We start from the raw sequence: 15722 nt of genomic DNA, 5'->3' as shown, positions 1-15722 counted from the left end.
GTGGGCTGGCGAGCGAGAGCGGCCCGGAACGGGCCGCGCCCGTCGTGTGTTTCCGAGCATCGGAGCGGAGCGGCCTTGATGGCCGCCCGCCGCGAAGCACAGGAAACGCGCGCTGGATCGCCGCCAGCGCGCATTTTGGGTCAGGCTCTTACAGCGAGGCGATCACTTTCAGCCCCACCACGGCGGCATCGGGGATATGCCCCGTCTCGCCCGGCCGGATCATGTACTGGAATTCCGGCTGGATCAGCAGCCCCGGACAGGTATCGATGCCGTAATACGCCTCAATGACGTGGGAGTCCGTCTGCGGGCCCGTCACCATGCTGCCCAGCGACAGGCCGGCATCCTGGGCGATGGTCTGCCCTTCCCGCTTGCGGTCGCTGACATGGTACCAGGAATACAGGATGCCCAGCCGGTCGGTCAGGCGCCCCGGAATCAGCCCGTTGAACGAGATACCGCCATAGGCCTGGTCGGAAATCGACGCGACATGCGGCGTATTGTGGATATAGCCGGCCATCAGGTAGCCGCCGGCCATCTGCCCGGGCCCACCCATGCGATAGATCATCTGGTCGCTTTCGAACCAGAACATGTCCATCGGCGCGCTGCGCTCACGCCCCGGCTGCGCGACCAGATAGCCGGGCTTGGTGCCCAGCGCGTCCGCGTACCGCGTCGTGTCGTGGGCGTAGCCGAGGACATAATGGCCGGGCAGCTTGTAGCGCGTCAGATAGGGCTCCCAGGTGAATTCCGCCGGCAGCATCAGGCCGGTCGGGGTTTCGCTGGCCCATGCCCAGCCGCTGGGGCCGTCGGCCAGCGGCTGCACCTCGTAGGCGCCTACCTGGATGGCGGTATCGCGCGTGGGGCGGAAGCGCGCCCGCGCGCCCCAGGTCGCCTTCGGATACACGGCGAAGCCCGGATCGACCTTCAGCGCCACCGGTGCCGAGCAGGTGACCATGAACGAGCAGATCAGCGGCGAGGTCGCGAAGACGTGGGTCAGCGACATACGGCCGAAGGCGACGTCGAGGCGGTTGTTGAACGCCTTTTTCTCGGCATAGAAATCGACAAGATGCGCCACGACATGGCCCGACAGGCCATAGACCTCCATCAGGTTCACATAGTAATCGCCAACAAGATCATGCGAGACTTCGCGGCCGGCACGGTTCATCAGCAGCGTATGGATGGTCCAGCCATCCAGCGCGTGCGACATCTTCCCCAGGTCGAAATTCATCTGCAGCGTGAATTCGTGCACGTAATCCATGCCGCGCCGGATGCCGCCATTGATGTTGGCCATGCCTTCTCCCTTGTAGGTCAGCGAGAAGGTGAAGCCTTTGTCCTGCAGGCGTTTGCGAAAGGGCATGATCTGCGGCACCAGGTGCCCGGCGGCGCCGGTCGGCACGTAATAGGGGTCCGACATGTCGGTACGGCGCTGCGCGTCCACTTCCGAGGGCAGCAGCCACGACAGGCCTTCCTGGTCGGTCAGGGCATCCAGTTCGATCGCATGGTGATGGTTGCTGCGATCATACCCATTCGCGGCGCTCGCGTCCGGCGCGGCCTGGCCGGGCGTCTTCGCCGGCACGGTGCCCTTCTGCTGGACCAGAATGCCCGGATGGGACGGATCGGTGCCGCTGTCGATGCCGGTCTTCGCGGTGGGGGCCGTAACCGGGGTGGTGGCGTGCGCGGCGGAGAGGGTTGCGGCTTCGCCCGCCAGCCCGACAAGGGCGGCCAGCCACAATTTGCCCAGAGCCAACCGGCGGAACGCAGGGGGGAGTAAAGTTTCGCCGTTTGTTCTGGCCGTGGAAGTTCTCACAACGACGAGGCTCCATTATTGTTATATAGTAACCCAACTAACGGTAACAAGAACACTATGATCCCCTTTTTTTCAAGAGGAAGCGCCGTTCATTAACGGCGGAGACTTGTTATTACATGAATAAGTCCACGCGACCGGCGTGACGACGGCATCATGCGATCGATGACCGCGTGCCGGACTGAAATGCCGGCAGGATCGCGGTTTTTTGGCGAAGGGGAGGGGTGCGCGCATTCCGATCGGATCGATCGGAAAATGAAATGCCGCCATCGGGGGCATGCGGACGGACGTTTCGTTCCGCACCCTGTAAATTAATTTTTATTCATATTTCGCAACCAAAGGTGAACTCCAGGTAATTTTCTTTTTTCCCATTCCCGACCGGGCATCCGCCCTGTTCCGGGGGCGCCTCACAGGTATGAGAAGCCGAAAATTGCCTCGATAGAGCGAAGATTTCGTTTTCTCTGCGATGAAAAACAGAGCAATCCGCTGCCGGTGTAAAATACTTAAACCGGCATCAATCAATACCAAAAAGGTATCACTGGCCGTCTGCCTTCCCTTCGGCATGCTGGCGCTATCCGGGCGAAGTGTAAAAAAAACATTATAAAACAGATTTTTGCGCGGAATTCCGGCGCCCACTGGTCCTTGGCCGGGCTGTCGGCATGGCCTTCCGGAGCCGGATGTGACCGGCTATCACAAGCCCGTGACAAGGATGCCAGGCATGCGGATGGCTTTGTCAGAGCCGGTGATACAACGTGGCAGCCGGGAAAAAGGATAATCAGGTATTGATTAAAAAATATTAATAAAAATCGTGGTAAAGTTTGCTTTCACGTTATGGAAAGACGGGGGGAAGAGGCGTAAGCATCCCAAAGTTTATCGGGCGACAGATTCAAGCATTCGCATGCTTCTGGACCCGGTCCGGCTTGGCCTGAGCGCGCCGCGTGTGACGGCGAAGCCTCCAACCTTGGAACGATAGAATGGACAATACAGCGAATCATCGATCTAGGATCAGTGACGGATGCCGGATTGCATTCGTCCTGATCAGCCTGGCCGTCGGTCTGGCTCTTGTCGCCGGCGGGTTCCAGCTCGTCACGCTTGGCGGCTCGTTCTATTATTTTCTGGCCGGCGTCGCCTATGTGGCGCTGGGCGCGCTCTTCCTCGTCAGGGGGCGGGCGTCCCTGGCCCTCTCCCTGTCGGTCGCGATTTTCGTCGCGACGGTCCTCTGGGCGCTCTATGACGCACCGGAATTCGCCTTCTGGCCGCTGCTGCCGCGCCTGATGGTGCCGGCCATCCTGTTCATGCTCAGCTTGCTGGTCACGGCGACCCTGCCGTCCATGCCCGCCTCCACGCGGCAGATCAGCGCCGGCGGTGGCGTGGCGCTGCTGCTCGGCGTGGTCGTGACCCTGGTCGAGATGTTCTCGCCCCATGGCGGCATCCAGGGTGAGGCGCTGGACAAGGCGCGCGTGGCCTCCGCCGTGCCGCCCCAGCCCGACGACTGGCAGTTCTACGGGCGCAACGTCAGCGGCACGCGCTATGTGCCCTACACGCAGATCACCCCGCACAACGTCACCGACCTGAAGGTGGCCTGGGTGTATCACACCGGCCGGCGCACCAAGGGCCCCGGCGCGGGCGTGGACGAGAACACGCCGGCGCAGATCGGCTCGGTCCTGTATTCCTGCACCCCGGAAGACGTGATTTCCGCGATCGACGCCGACAGCGGCAAGCAGATCTGGAAGTTCGACCCGCACGCCCACACCGCCGAGCACGTCTCGTGCCGTGGCGTCGGCTATTACGACATCACCAAGGATGACAGCCTGTCCGACGAGGACAAGCAGGCTGCGGCCGACCAGCCCTGCCAGCAGCGCATCCTGGTCTCCGCCGTCGATGCGCGCCTGTTCGCGCTGGACGCCCACACCGGCGAGCTCTGCACGGGCTTCGGCGAGGGCGGCTATGTCGACGTCAAGAAGAACATGGGCCCGACGGAAAACAGCAAGCGCTATCATCCGACGGCGCTGCCGGTCGTCATGGGCCATCTGGCCGTGATCGGCGGCTGGGTGCGTGACATCGTGCATGGCGAGCCCTCGGGCGTGGTCCGCGCCTATGACACCCGCACCGGTGCCCTGGTCTGGGCATGGGACGTCGGCGATCCCGACAGCCCGGTTCCGCCCGATCCGGACAAGCAGTTCACGCTGGAAACGCCGAACGTCTGGGCCGTCCCGACCTATGACAAGGCGCTGAACCAGGTCTACCTGCCCACCGGCAACGGCCCGCCCGACTATTGGGGTGGTGACCGCGACGCGGTGAAGAACAAGTTCGGCGCGGCCCTCGTCGCCGTCGATGCCTCCACCGGCAAGACCAAGTGGGTCCGTCAGCTGATCCATCACGACGTGTGGGATTTCGATCTGCCGTCGCAGCCGGTGATGTATGACGTGACCAACGCGAAGGGCGAGAAGATCCCGTCGCTGATCCAGACCACCAAGACCGGCCATATCTTCGTCATCGACCGCCGCACCGGCGAGTTCGTGACGCCGGTTGAAGAACGCGCCGTCCCGACCACCCCGGCCGCGCAGGGCGAGCACCTGTCGCCGACGCAGCCGTTCTCGGTCGGCATGCCCACCATCGGCGCCGATCCGCTGTCCGAGCAGTCGATGTGGGGCGTCAGCACCTTCGATCAGCTCTACTGCCGTATCATGTTCAAGAACTCGGTTTACGAGGGTCCCTTCACGCCGCCCGGCGAGAAGCCCTACATCGAGTGGCCCAGCCTGCTGGGTGGCATGAACTGGGGTGGCATTTCGATCGACGAGGCGAACGACATCATGTTCGTCAACGACATGCGCATGCCGCTGCGGATGATGCTGGTGAATCATGAAGACGCCAAGCATTACAAGATCTCGACCGACGAGGTTCCGGGCTTCATGGGCACGCTGCGTCCCCAGGTTGCCGGCCCCTATTCGGGCGTGCGGATCGACATCCTCCAGTCGCCGCTCCAGGTGCCGTGCAACACGCCGCCTTTCGGCACCATGAGCGCCATTGACCTGCGCACCAAGAAGCTGCTGTGGCAGGTGCCGATGGGAACGGCCGAGCAGCTCGGCCCGATGGGGATCAAGAGCCACCTGCCGATGCCGATGGGCATGCCCACCCTGGGCGGCCCGACGACGACGGCCTCCGGCCTGCTCTTCTTCGCCGGCACGCAGGACTACTACCTGCGCGCGCTGGACACCAAGACCGGCAAGGAACTGTGGAAGGCCCCGCTGCCCGCCGGCGCGGTCGCGGCTCCGCTGATCTACAAGTCTCCCAAGACGGGCAAGGAATATGTCGTGATCTCCGTCGGCGGTGCCAGCCACTCGCCTGACGTGGCCGACGACGTGATCGCCTATGCCCTCCCCGAGGGAACCACGGCCCAGTAAAGCGCAAACACCGCGCTGCAAGCTGAAATAACAAAAACTCAGCCCCCGCCGTTTCCACGGCGGGGGCTTTTTTTTGATTTTCCCACCTGAAAATACGGCACCGACGATGTGCCGTGTCGTTTGCCGGATTCTCACATTCATCGGGCAGCTGGGCTTGGAAGGGGGAGCAGAAAGCCCTGAGTGCGCGATCAGACTTCTGAAGGTCTGATGCGCAGCTCAGCGAAAGGCACCGTGGCCAAGGAAACGGCCCGTCAGATTTGCATTGCTTCAGGCACCAACACGCAATCTCTTCCCAACCGGGAAATCATATGAATGCCTTCGCTTTTTCTTCCTCGCTCTCTTTGACCAGAAAAAACGGAAGGCTGCCTGAAGCCCGCCATTACGAGACCGCCTGAAACGCCTTGCGTCCTTCCGCGTCCAATGCCGCGAAATCCTCGTCGGACAGGGTGATGTCGGCAGCGGCGACGTTCTGTTCCAGGTGGACGACTTTGGAGGTTCCCGGAATCGGCAGCATCACCGGGCTGCGTTTCAGGACCCAGGCCAGGGCGATCTGGCTGGGGTGTGCGCCATATTTCCCCGCCATGGTGTCCAGGATCGAACCCGGCCTGGCGAGGTTGCCGGCGGCGAGCGGAAACCAGGGGATGAACCCGATGTTCCGGGCGGCGCAATAATCGAGCACATCCTCGCTGGTGCGATCGACGAGATTATAGCGGTTCTGGACGGTCGCCACGTCGAAGAATGTCGATGCTGCTTTGATGTCCGCGACGGATACCTCGCTCAATCCCGCATGACGGATCAGTTTCTGGTCGATAAAGGATCTGATCGCATCGAACTGCTCGTCCGCCGGGACTTCGGGATCGATCCGGTGCAACTGCCACAGATCGACCTGTTCCACGCCGAGATTGCGCAGGCTCTTATGCACCTGCTGGAGCAGGTATTCCGGTCGCCCGACCGGCTTCCAGATGTCAGGCCCCGAACGGGTCAGGCCGCCCTTCGTGGCGATCACGAGGCCCTTGGGGTAGGGGTGAAGCGCCTCCCTGATCAGCCATTCCGAGACATCCGGCCCATAGGCGTCCGCCGTGTCGATGAAGTTGACGCCGAGTGCGGGAAGGCGCCTCAGCGTGCGGATGGCTTCGTCGTGATCGGCGGGCGGTCCCCATATGCCCTGGCCGGTGATGCGCATTGCGCCGAAACCGAGCCGATGAATGGCGAGATCGCCGCCGATCGTGAAGGTGCCGGACTTGCTGGCGTTGGAAGGTGAATGGGTCATGGTCCTCGTTCCTGTTTTCCAGCGGATGGTTGGGGATCAGTCACTCCGTCAGGTCGAAGCCGCCATCGATATTGTATGCGGCGCCGGTGATGATGCCAGCTTCCGGCCCGGCAAGATATGCGACCAGTCCCGCGACTTCTGCGCTCGTGGCATGGCGTTTGATCGCCATGAAGCCGTGCATCACGTCCCTTGGCGGGCCATCGGCGGGGTTCATGTCGGTATCGGTGGGGCCGGGCTGGACGACATTGACCGTGATGCCGCGCGCCCCGAAATCACGCGCCAGTCCTCAATCTCTCTGCCAGTCTGCCGAAGGCTGGCTGATAGATGTGTGTCGGCATCCTGGTTTCCATGTCGGCCGCGTGTTCGGCAGTTGCTTCGAACTGGCCGCACCACCGGATGAAGGTACGGTTGCCGTCCGTTACGGGTAAGAGCGTGATTGTCGAATGGTAGTTCCAGATCGGCAAAGCCGACTCGATGATCGAGAATGTCACCGCATGATCCACGTCGGACAGTGCCAGAAGCTGTTCGCGGATAACGCCGACATCGCCCATTTCAAGACGGCGGATCGCGCCGACACGGTCGCCGGGATCATGGCCTTCGATCGCGCAGTGTTTCACGCCCGGTAACCATTCTCCAAGAGCGCCGAAATCACGGATCAGCCCCCAGACGGATGAAACGGGCGCATTGATGATGCTGCTGGCCATAACGTGGATCATATGGGCTCTCCCGGTTGGTTTGTTTGGCCCTTACAGCCTGACCGAAAACGCGCGTCGGATCGCCATCAGCGCGCATTTTCGGCCAGGTTCTTACAGCGACTGGCCGCCTGTCACTTCGATACGCTGGCCATTCACCCAGCGCATGTCGTCAGACAGGAGGGCCCGAATCGCGGCGCCGATATCGTCGGGCTGACCGACGCGCCCCAGCGGCGTGATATCCGCCAGGCTCTTGTTGATTCCGGCATCGTCCCGGACCAGGCCACCGCCAAAATCCGACGCCACCGCCCCGGCCGCGACGGCATTGACGGTAATGCCCCGCTCGCCCAGTTCCTTCGCCATGTAGAGCGAAATGACCTCGGTTGCCGCTTTCATGGCCGAGTAGGGACCATGATCCGTCAGGTAGAAGCGTGTCGCGGCAGAGGTGATGTTCAGAATACGGCCACCGTCACGGATCAGGGGAAGCAGCGCCACCGTCAGCAGGTATGGGCCCTTGAAGTGGATATTGTACTGATTGTCGAGCTGTTCCGATGTCGCGGCATCGAAGCGCGAGTGAATGATATTGCCGGCGTTCTGGACAACGTAATGCAGTGTCTGTTGCCCGAATTCACTTGCGAGAAGCGCTTTGACCTGCTCCGCAAAATCCGTGAACGACGCATGGTTCGCGATATCCAGCCTCAGCATGCGCAGTGTCGCGTCTCCGTTGCCGAGGGCGGTCTCGGCAGCCTTCGCCTCGTCTTCATTGGTGTGATAAGTGCCGATCACGCCGATGCCGGAGGCCGTCAGATGCTTGGCAATACTATATCCGATGCCGCGATTCGCACCCGTGACGAATGCGATTTTTGGATTGCTCATAATTAGATTCCTTGAGGAAACGTGGCGTCATGTTCCGAAAGGCGACATTTCCATACCGAACGATCCATAATATGGGCGCGAAGCAGGGTCAAGGATTTATGGAGTGACCGATACGGAAGCGGGCGCCGGGGTTAGTGGGCCCTGTCTTCTTTCGTTTCTCAGCGTCTTTTGGGCTGTTTTCCTGTTCCGGGCTTCACCGCGTTGATGTCCCACAATGTGAGGAGAGACGTGACGGTCGCATCCAGTTTCTTTGCCGCCATCCCGTCCCTGGCTTCGCATGTCATGCCGTGGAAAAAGGTCGTGAGAACATCGGGCAGAACATCTGTCGCCGCGGAGGCTCGCAGTTCGCCATCGGCAATGGCGCGTTCCACACAGGCTCTGATGCCTGCCCGCGTACGCTGTCGTTCTGCCGCGAGCAGGGTCCGGACGGGCTCGTTTTCGGGCGAGCAATTGCTGGCGCCCGAGACAACCAGACATCCGGTCGGATGTGTGCGGGCAGCCTGCATGCGCGCCGAACCGCGCAACGTACGTTCGATGGCATCGCGCGGCGCCAGGCTCTCGTCCCATAAAGGCGCCATGACCTGCCCGTATGTCGCCAGGTATTGTTGCACGACTTCCCGGAACAGGGCTTCCTTCGAGCCGAACGCGGCATAGAAGCTCGCGGGCGAGATATCGCCCATGCAGGCCTTGAGCTGGCTCAACGAGGTCGGTTCATAGCCCTGCGCCCAGAAAAGAGCCATGGCGGCGTCAATCGCCCTGTCGCGGTCAAACTCACGAGGACGCCCGGTCCGCGCCATGCTGTCGCTCCTTTGGAAAGACTTTCATATTAATCAGTCCAGAAGTGATTGCCAAGATTTACCGCCCTCATATATGTGTATCAACCGATCCATATATGAGTGGCGCATGATCCCGAATACGACATCACCCAGGCACAACCCCGATGACGGGTTGCCTGTTGCCGGCCTGCTCGCTCTGGCGATGACCGGCTTCATCTGCATCATGACGGAAACCCTGCCGGCCGGTCTGCTGCCCGAGATCGGAACCGGCCTGCATGTTTCCCCTGCGCTGGCGGGGCAGATGGTGACGGCCTATGCCGTCGGCTCTCTCAGCGCGGCGATTCCGCTGACGCTCGCCACGCAGCGATGGCGGCGGAGGAGGGTCCTGCTGCTGGCGATCATCGGCTTCGTGATATTCAATTCCATCACCGCGTTTTCCACGCATTATGGAGCGACCCTTCTTGCCCGCTATGGGGCTGGTGCCGCGGCCGGCCTCGCCTGGGCATTGCTGGCTGGCTATGCGCGCCGCATGGTGACGCGCGCCCAGCAGGGACGTGCCTTGGCGATTGCCATGGTAGGCACGCCGATCGCGCTCTCGCTGGGGGTTCCCGCCGGGACGTGGCTTGGGGGCGCCGTCGGCTGGCGGCTGGCTTTCTGGATCATGTCGGCATTGACCGTGCTGCTGATCGTCTGGGTTCTGGCCAAGGTTCCCGATTTTCCGGGCGCCGCGCATCACGAGCGCCTGCCGTTCGCGCATGTCCTGGACATGCCCGGCGTGCGCTCCGTTCTGGGCGTGGTAATGGCCTGGATGCTCGCGCACAATGTTCTCTACACCTATATCGTTCCGTTCGTGGCACCGGCCGGGCTGGCGGGACAGGCGGATCGCATTCTGCTGCTTTTCGGGATCGCCGCGCTTGCCGGCATCTGGCTGACCAGCCGCACGGTCGACCACGCCCTGCGCCTGTCCGTCTTGCTCAATCTGGCCATATTCGCAGTCGTGGCAGGGGCTTTCGCCATCGGATCGGCATCCCCCACGGTGATCGTGATCGGTGTCACGATATGGGGCCTGACATTCGGAGGCGCGGCGACGTTGCTCCAGACAGCACTCGCCGATGCGGCTGGCGACGGCGCGGACGTCGCATTGTCGATGAATGTCGTCGCCTGGAACAGCGCCATAGCCGGTGGGGGCCTTCTGGGCGGTGCGCTGCTCGACTTTTCGGGCGCTGTGTCGTTCCCCTGGGCTGTGCTGGGCCTCCTTGCCGTCGGCTTCCTGATTGCATGGCACGCACGGTCGCATGGATTTCCACCCGGCCACCGGCTCGGGCAGGGGAACTGAGCATTCGATGGGGCAGGAATAATAACCCCAAGGAAAGAAGGCGGCCTTACCGGAGCGGCCGTCTCCATGCCATGATCGTTCCGGCATTCCGAAACGCAGGCCTGATACGGCGGAGCACGGAGCGGCACCATGCGGATAATGCGTTTTGTGATTCTGCTTTTCGTCGCCGCCCTGATCACCCTGGCCGTGTTCCATCGCCGCTGGCTGTCGCCGGCCTACGACCCGACCCAGCCGCTCGATCTCCGGGCGGCCTGGACCGTCATGACACCCTTCAAGCTCCGCCTGCTGTCCAGTTCGCCGGAACTCTGTCACGCGGCACTTCTCACCTCGTCGCTACCTGTCCAGGAACATGCACGGAGCGGCACGGAAACCTGCCCGCTTCAGGATGTTTTCACGGTCGGTGGAGGGAACGTTTCCCTGCTCCCCGCCAGCTTTCTGGCATCATGCAATCTGGCGGTGCGGTGGTCGTTGTTCGAAACGCAGGTCGCCGGGCCGGTGACGCAGGCCACGTTCCATACCGGCCTCGCGCGCATCCGGCATGTCGGCAGCTTCGCCTGCCGCGATGTCCGCGACCGCCCCGGTGCCCAGAGCAGCCATGCCACGGCCGATGCGATCGACGTCTCGGCGTTCGTCCTTGCTGACGGCAGGGAATTTCCCGTCAGCGCCTGGAACGCAGGCGGGGCCGCCGGCCCCTATCTGCACCGGATGCGCGACCAGGCCTGCCGTGTCTTCGGTACCGTCCTGTCGCCCGACTATAACAGCCTGCATGCCAGCCACTTCCATCTCCAGGCCACCGGCTTCGGCCTGTGCCGCTGACGGCGGCTCGCCTCACGCTTCGGCAGGTACCGGCGCGGCCTGCGCAATGAGCTTTTCCTGTTTCAGATCGCTCCAGAACGCGGATGGAATCGCGACCTCCATGGATTGCGCATTGGCCCGCGCCTGCGCGGCATTGCGTGCGCCCGGAATAACGGCCGCGACGGTCGGGTTGGCGGCGGCGAACTGAAGGGCCGCCGTGCGCAGATCGATGCCATGCCGCCTGGCGACGGCATTCATCCGCGCGCGCTTGCGTTCCATGCCGGCCGGGATGCCGCTGCCGTAATCATATCGCTGGCGACCGGCGGCAAAGCCGGCATTCAGCGGCGCGCCCACCACGACGGAAATCCCCCGCCGGGCGAGAGCAGGGAGCGTGCGATCAAGCGTCTCCTGATGATGGAAAATGGAATATTGCGTTGCCAGCAGCATGATATCGGGGTCGCCGACCTCAAGCGTCCGGAACGCCGCGTCAGGCGTATTGATGCCAAGCCCCCAGGCCTTGATCGTGCCCTCTTCGCGCATCCTGGTCAGCGCGGGGATCGCCCCCTTGGCGGCTTGGTCGAAATACTCTGTCCACCGGGCCCCCATGTCGCTGTTGCTGGGCGATATATCGTGAATATAGACGATATCGATACGGGAAATGCCCAGCCTCTGAAGACTGTCCTCGATGGATCGCCTGACGCCGTCCGCCGAATAATCGTAGCGATAGGCGAAGGGCGAGGGGTCCCGCCACATCGTCCTTCCGGCTGGCTGGGGGGCCGCCGTCAGCAGCCGCCCGACCTTGGTGGACAGCACGAATTCATCGCGCGGCTTCGTGTGGAGGAAATGGCCGAACCGCCGCTCGCTGAGTCCCAGCCCATACCAGGGCGAGGTATCGAAATAGCGCACACCGGACGCCCAGGCGGCTTCAAGCGCGGCCTCGGCGTCCTGGTCCGTGGCCGGCGCGAAGCCATTGCCGATCGGCACCCCGCCGATGCCAAGGCGCGTGGCCGGGCGAAAGCGTTGCCCCGCCAGGCCCGCATTCAGCGGCAGCGCGGTGCGGGTCACGCGCCCCAGCGTGGGCATGACGTCTCCCGCATGCTGCATATCCTGTGCATGGCCGCTCCGGGCCATCAGGGCGGCGGCACCGCCCAGGGCGGAAATGGCGAGAAGATCGCGTCGGGTTGCTGTCATCGGGCCCTCACATGCCATGGACCCCCTTACAATGCCCGCGGCATGGACTCCGTTCCCCCGATCCATGAGAGCCTGACCGCAAATACGGTCTGGCGGCGATCCGACGCGCGTTTCCTGCGCTTCGGGGCTCACGGCCATCAAGGCCGCTCCGCTCCGATGCTCGGAAACACACGACGGGCGCGGCCCTTAAGGGCCGCTCTCGCTCGCCAGACCGCATTTGCGGTCAGGCTCTGAGGGGGTGGCATGAGCGGCCCGGCCTTGAAACAGGCATTCCCCGCGCCACCTCCTGACTGTCGGCAGCGGATCATGCCGCTGGGCGCGGAGGGAACGGCCATGCCCGGAAAGATTGTCGCCTGCCTGTGGTTCGACCAGGGGCAGGCGCAGAAAGCGGCGGAATTCTATGCGGCCACGTTCCCCGACAGCCATGTCGGGCAGGTGCTGCGCGCGCCGGCCGATTATCCCGGCGGAGAGGCGGGCAGCGTCCTGACAATCGACTTCACGGTGCTGGGCCAGGCCTTCGTCGGCCTCAATGGTGGCCACGGCTTCATGCCGAACGAGGCGGTGAGTTTCCAGGTGATCACCGAAGACCAGGCGGAAACCGACCGCTACTGGAACGCCATCGTCGAGAATGGCGGCAGTGAAAGTGCCTGTAGCTGGTGCAAGGACCGTTGGGGCTTTTCATGGCAGATCGTGCCGCGCGCCCTGCTGGCCGCCTTGCGGGACCCCGATCACGCGGCCGCGAAACGCGCGATGGAAGCCATGATGACCATGGGCCGGATCGACATCGCGCGGATCGAGGCCGCGCGAGCAGGCGACACCCCGGCCTGACACCGGCGAAGGGCCATGCCTGCCCGGCATGGGGCAGGCACGGCCCGGTGCGTCAGGGCGCGCTCGCCTGGTCCAGTTCCACGATGTCCCGTTCTTCCAGCGCCAGCGCGGCGGCCTTGGCGAAGCTCTCCACATGGCTGCGCTTGGTCGCGCTCGCGATCGGTGCCGTAACGCCCTCGCGGGCGATCAGCCACGCCAGCGCCACTTCCGCGTCGCTCGCGCCATGCCGGGCCGCGACGGTATCGAGTGCCGCGAGAATGCGCATGCCGCGCGCGTCGAGATATTTCCCGATCCCTTCGCCGCGCCTGCTCTGCCCCAGATCGTCCTTGGTGCGGTATTTCCCCGACAGGAAACCCGAGGCGAGGCTGTAATAGGTCACGACCCCCAGCCCCTCGCGGATGCACAGATCGCGCAGCGCGCCGTCGAAGCTGCTCCGGTCGTAGAGATTATATTCCGGCTGGAGCACCTGATAGGCCGGCAAATCCTTGGCCCGCGCCACATGCAGGGCCTCGTCCAGTTGCGTGGCATCGAGGTTGGAGGCCCCGATGGCGCGGATCTTCCCGGCCTTGAGCAGCTTGTCATACGCGCCCAGCGTCTCGGCATAGGGCGTGTGCAGGTCCGGCCAGTGGGAGAAATAGAGGTCGATCCGCTCGATCCCCAGCCGCGCGAGCGAGGCATCGACGGCCTGGAGAATCCAGCTCTCCGACAGGCCCTTGTGCCCCGGCACCCCCAGGTCGGAGCCGACCTTGGTAAAGATCTTCACCCGGTCGCGCATGCCGGGGCGCGCCTTGAGCCAGTTGCCGATGATCGTTTCCGACTCGCCGCCCTTGTTGCCCGGCGCCCACGCCGAATAGACATCGGCGGTATCGATGGCATCGAACCCGTGATCGACGAAGGCGTCGAGCACGTCGAAGCTCTCCTTCTCGTCGATCGTCCAGCCGAAGACATTGCCGCCGAAGACGATCGGCGCGATCTCGAAGCCGGTCCGGCCCAGGGAACGTTTCTTCATGGGGTTGGCTCTCCTGTCTTGCTGTTTCAGGACGGCGGATGGAGCATGCATCGCGCCCCGGGCCGCGCGGGTCCCCGCCACGGCCCGGCCCGGCGTCAGAACAGCACGTTGAGCGCGGTGCTGAGAACCACGGCATCCTTGAACACCGTCGTCCCGCCGACATGATTGACATACTGGAAATCGGGCTGAAGCGACACGCCGGTCATCACATGGACCGAATAGAAGGCCTCGTAGATGTTTTCATGGCCCTGGATGCCGTAGGGCGTGCCGAAATTCGATCCCTGGAACGGCACGCCATAGGCCGCCGCCGCTTCCTGCGACTGGATGGCGCTGCGGCTGAAATTGGCCCATTGGAAGTTGATGCCCACGCTGTCCAGCGGCCGGCCCCACAGATAGCCGGTATCGAGCAGGGCGGCGACCAGATGATGGTTGATCTGCGACGTCTTGCCGTCGGCATAGGAATATTGCCCGGCCAGCACCAGCCCGTTCGACTCGCCCGGCCCGTGGCGGATCAGCATCTGGTCCGCCAGCACCCACACCGAGGTCTGCCCGCTCTGCCGGCGGGGCGGCAGCCCGGTCACAATCCATGGCTGGCCGTTGCCGTCCGCGTACAGATTGTCATAGCGCGAATTGTCATACAGCACGCCGACCTTGTAATGGCCGATCAGATGGTCGGGGCCAAATTCCGGCAGCCAGCCCACTTCCACTTCGGTACCCAGCTTGCCCAGATTGTCCTGCCCCCAGGCCCAGCCGGAAATGCCGCCATTGTATGAATGCGGCGACACGGCGAACAGCCCGCCCATCACGTAGAAATGGCGCGTCGGCATCAGCCGCAGCACCGCGCCGATATTGCCCGACGGCCAGTCGCGCCCCGATGTCAGGTATTTCGTCGGCGTCACGTTGCCGCACAGCCAGACGTTCATGAAGCTGCACACCCAGGGCGAATTGTTGAAGAACGTCCCGGTCGGCATCCACCCGACGGCCAGGTCGACCTTGTGGTGCAGCCATGATTTCTCGAAATAGGCCCAGACCAGATGCGCGACCACGTTGCCGCGCGCGCCATAGATCTGCTGCACCTGGTTGCCGTTATCGCCGAAGAGCCGGCTGAGATTCTGCCCGTTGCCGTTGACCGCCAGCGTATGCAGCCACAGGTCCTCGGACCACGCGCCCGCGCCCAGCAGCTTCTGCCAGTCGATATCGACCGTGGCGCCGACCTGGCCCGCCAGAGTGTAGCTCTGCCGCTTGCCGCCCGAGACATTGCCCGAAATGCCGTCATAGACATCGAAGGCGACATAGACGCCATGCTTCTGCAGCCAGGGCTGCACGCCGCCCCACTCGCCGAAGGCATGTGTCGTGCCGTAGGGCGGCCCGAAGGACGGCGGGCCATAGGCCGATTGCAGGAAGCCGGGGATCGTCTGTTCCAGGTTGCCGACCGGCTGGGTTTCCGCCGCCGTCTGGACCGGCCGGGCGAGGGGCGAGGCCGCCGGGGCATCCTGGTCGGCGGCGCGGGCCGGCGGCATGCCGGGCGCGATAAAGGCGGCCGCCAGCGCCAGGGCCGCCAGGCCGGCGCGGGGCCGCGTGGCCGTCAGCCGGCGGGAGAGGGCACGCAGGGCGCGGGCCCCCATGCGGGCGCCTGTGCGGGTAATATCGTTCAATGAAATGGAGTGCTTCGGCCGGGCCCCGGAAAGATCGGTCACGCTTTCGTATCTTGTCGGGGCCGATCGGGCAAAAGGACAGTCCTTTCCAA

General features: G+C 63.6%; 12 protein-coding genes and 1 pseudogene. 4 read left to right on the top strand and 9 right to left on the bottom strand.

Annotation, left to right across the window (positions count from 1 at the left end; genetic code table 11):
• Positions 1-148: 148 nt before the first annotated feature.
• Positions 149-1741, bottom strand: a complete 1593-nt coding sequence (locus tag ACMAUO_RS09805; protein WP_420356715.1) for a carbohydrate porin — start codon at positions 1739-1741, stop codon at positions 149-151.
• 1031 nt (positions 1742-2772) lie between these two features.
• Between ACMAUO_RS09805 and ACMAUO_RS09800 the strand changes: the two genes are divergently transcribed.
• Positions 2773-5202 carry a membrane-bound PQQ-dependent dehydrogenase, glucose/quinate/shikimate family gene (locus ACMAUO_RS09800; protein WP_420356714.1) on the top strand — a complete coding sequence of 810 codons (2430 nt, stop codon included), beginning with the start codon at positions 2773-2775 and terminating at the stop codon, positions 5200-5202.
• A 379-nt stretch (positions 5203-5581) separates the two neighbouring features.
• Here ACMAUO_RS09800 and ACMAUO_RS09795 read toward each other — a convergent pair whose 3' ends face one another.
• The 5 genes and pseudogenes from ACMAUO_RS09795 to ACMAUO_RS09775 form a co-directional block, all read right to left on the bottom strand.
• The gene (locus tag ACMAUO_RS09795) at positions 5582-6472 is read right to left on the bottom strand and encodes an aldo/keto reductase (protein WP_420356713.1); all 891 of its coding nucleotides are present in this window, start codon (positions 6470-6472) and stop codon (positions 5582-5584) included.
• A 40-nt stretch (positions 6473-6512) separates the two neighbouring features.
• A pseudogene (locus ACMAUO_RS09790) lies at positions 6513-6758 on the bottom strand (SDR family oxidoreductase); the annotation flags it as partial.
• The gene (locus tag ACMAUO_RS09785; RefSeq protein WP_420356712.1) at positions 6745-7188 is read right to left on the bottom strand and encodes an SRPBCC family protein; all 444 of its coding nucleotides are present in this window, start codon (positions 7186-7188) and stop codon (positions 6745-6747) included. The pseudogene ACMAUO_RS09790 and the gene ACMAUO_RS09785, both read right to left, overlap by 14 nt.
• Positions 7189-7278: 90 nt before the next feature.
• Positions 7279-8040, bottom strand: coding sequence for an SDR family NAD(P)-dependent oxidoreductase (locus ACMAUO_RS09780; protein WP_420356711.1), 762 nt, complete (start codon positions 8038-8040; stop codon positions 7279-7281).
• Between the two features lie 158 nt (positions 8041-8198).
• The gene (locus ACMAUO_RS09775) at positions 8199-8837 is read right to left on the bottom strand and encodes a TetR/AcrR family transcriptional regulator (RefSeq protein ID WP_420356710.1); all 639 of its coding nucleotides are present in this window, start codon (positions 8835-8837) and stop codon (positions 8199-8201) included.
• Between the two features lie 106 nt (positions 8838-8943).
• Here ACMAUO_RS09775 and ACMAUO_RS09770 point away from each other — a divergent pair, with 106 nt between their 5' ends.
• Together ACMAUO_RS09770 and ACMAUO_RS09765 are read left to right on the top strand one after the other, a co-directional pair.
• Positions 8944-10152 (top strand): MFS transporter, encoded by a 1209-nt coding sequence (locus tag ACMAUO_RS09770; protein ID WP_420356709.1) that lies wholly within the window; start codon positions 8944-8946, stop codon positions 10150-10152.
• A gap of 147 nt (positions 10153-10299) precedes the next feature.
• Positions 10300-10968, top strand: coding sequence for an extensin-like domain-containing protein (locus ACMAUO_RS09765; protein ID WP_420356708.1), 669 nt, complete (start codon positions 10300-10302; stop codon positions 10966-10968).
• A gap of 12 nt (positions 10969-10980) precedes the next feature.
• Here ACMAUO_RS09765 and ACMAUO_RS09760 read toward each other — a convergent pair whose 3' ends face one another.
• Positions 10981-12138 (bottom strand): aldo/keto reductase, encoded by a 1158-nt coding sequence (locus ACMAUO_RS09760; protein WP_420356707.1) that lies wholly within the window; start codon positions 12136-12138, stop codon positions 10981-10983.
• Positions 12139-12471: 333 nt separating this feature from the next.
• Between ACMAUO_RS09760 and ACMAUO_RS09755 the strand changes: the two genes are divergently transcribed.
• The gene (locus ACMAUO_RS09755; protein WP_420356706.1) at positions 12472-12966 is read left to right on the top strand and encodes a VOC family protein; all 495 of its coding nucleotides are present in this window, start codon (positions 12472-12474) and stop codon (positions 12964-12966) included.
• A 52-nt stretch (positions 12967-13018) separates the two neighbouring features.
• Here ACMAUO_RS09755 and ACMAUO_RS09750 read toward each other — a convergent pair whose 3' ends face one another.
• Entirely contained in the window at positions 13019-13975 is a 957-nt protein-coding gene (locus ACMAUO_RS09750) for an aldo/keto reductase (protein ID WP_420356705.1), read from the bottom strand.
• A gap of 95 nt (positions 13976-14070) precedes the next feature.
• On the bottom strand, positions 14071-15672 hold the full coding sequence (locus tag ACMAUO_RS09745; protein ID WP_420356704.1) for a carbohydrate porin: 1602 nt from the start codon (positions 15670-15672) through the stop codon (positions 14071-14073).
• Positions 15673-15722: the final 50 nt, after the last annotated feature.

The organism is Gluconacetobacter brunescens (genome assembly GCF_048695475.1).
GTDB lineage: Bacteria > Pseudomonadota > Alphaproteobacteria > Acetobacterales > Acetobacteraceae > Gluconacetobacter.
Note: the sequence above shows the minus strand (reverse complement) of the source record. Positions and strands in the feature narration are given on the sequence as shown.

Excerpts from the sequence above, each read along its gene's own strand:
- ACMAUO_RS09785 (WP_420356712.1), bottom strand. The coding sequence starts at position 7,188 with ATGATCCACGTTATGGCCAGCAGCATCATCAATGCGCCCGTTTCATCC.
- ACMAUO_RS09795 (WP_420356713.1), bottom strand. The coding sequence starts at position 6,472 with ATGACCCATTCACCTTCCAACGCCAGCAAGTCCGGCACCTTCACGATC.
- ACMAUO_RS09770 (WP_420356709.1), top strand. The coding sequence starts at position 8,944 with ATGATCCCGAATACGACATCACCCAGGCACAACCCCGATGACGGGTTG.
- ACMAUO_RS09780 (WP_420356711.1), bottom strand. The coding sequence starts at position 8,040 with ATGAGCAATCCAAAAATCGCATTCGTCACGGGTGCGAATCGCGGCATC.
- ACMAUO_RS09755 (WP_420356706.1), top strand. The coding sequence starts at position 12,472 with ATGCCCGGAAAGATTGTCGCCTGCCTGTGGTTCGACCAGGGGCAGGCG.
- ACMAUO_RS09800 (WP_420356714.1), top strand. The coding sequence starts at position 2,773 with ATGGACAATACAGCGAATCATCGATCTAGGATCAGTGACGGATGCCGG.
- ACMAUO_RS09775 (WP_420356710.1), bottom strand. The coding sequence starts at position 8,837 with ATGGCGCGGACCGGGCGTCCTCGTGAGTTTGACCGCGACAGGGCGATT.
- ACMAUO_RS09760 (WP_420356707.1), bottom strand. The coding sequence starts at position 12,138 with ATGACAGCAACCCGACGCGATCTTCTCGCCATTTCCGCCCTGGGCGGT.
- ACMAUO_RS09750 (WP_420356705.1), bottom strand. The coding sequence starts at position 13,975 with ATGAAGAAACGTTCCCTGGGCCGGACCGGCTTCGAGATCGCGCCGATC.